Source organism: Mesorhizobium sp. M0244 (genome assembly GCF_040321795.1).
Lineage (GTDB): Bacteria > Pseudomonadota > Alphaproteobacteria > Rhizobiales > Rhizobiaceae > Mesorhizobium.
In genome coordinates this window covers 1-692 of sequence record NZ_JAMYSE010000234.1, presented here as the reverse complement: position 1 = coordinate 692, position 692 = coordinate 1, and the positions used below count along the sequence as shown (strand labels likewise).

Annotated in this window: 1 protein-coding gene; it reads right to left on the bottom strand. The window is 57.9% G+C overall.

Annotated features, from left to right (window positions below; translation table 11 throughout):
• A partial coding sequence (locus NKJ08_RS38815; RefSeq protein WP_352786422.1) for an AMP-binding protein occupies positions 1 to 692 on the bottom strand: 692 nt, incomplete at both ends.

The following is a 692-nucleotide window of genomic DNA, read 5'->3' as shown; positions in this document are numbered from 1 at the left end:
TTGCCGTCCGGCAGATAACGCGCCAGATCGCCGGTCTTATACAGCCGATCGCCTTCCACAAAGGGACTGGCGATGAACCGCTCCGCCGTCAGATCAGGCCGGTTCAGGTAGCCACGCGCAACGCCGGCCCCGCCAACGTAAAGCTCACCCACCGCCCCGAACGGCACGGGCCCACCATGACCGTCCAGCAGGTACACCCGCGTGTTCGCAATCGGGCGCCCGATCGGGATGGAGGCCAGCCCCCCGACAGATTGGGCGATCTCGCAGACTGTCGCGAAGGTCGTTGTCTCGGTCGGACCGTAGCAGTGAATGAGGCGTACAGGACCTTCTTCTCTCAGCAATCTCAAAAATGAGGGAACGTCACTGACCTCGCCTCCACAGAGGAGGTACTTAAGTTGTGCTAACGTCGGAGCGATCGATGACGTATATTGGTTGAATAACGCTGTTGTTAGAAAAAGGGTTGTCACCCGTTGCTGTTCAAGTGACTTGGCAAAATTTGAAGGATTTATGACGGTCGTGGCATCCAATGCAATGATGCAGCCACCGTTGAGCAGCGGCGCCCACACTTCAAATGTGCTGGCGTCGAAGGCGGGATTACCCACCCACGCCACACGATCACTCGAGCTGAACTGCGCATAGCCATTGTTGATGACGAGCCGGTTGACCGCACGGTGAGCAACAACAACCCCCTT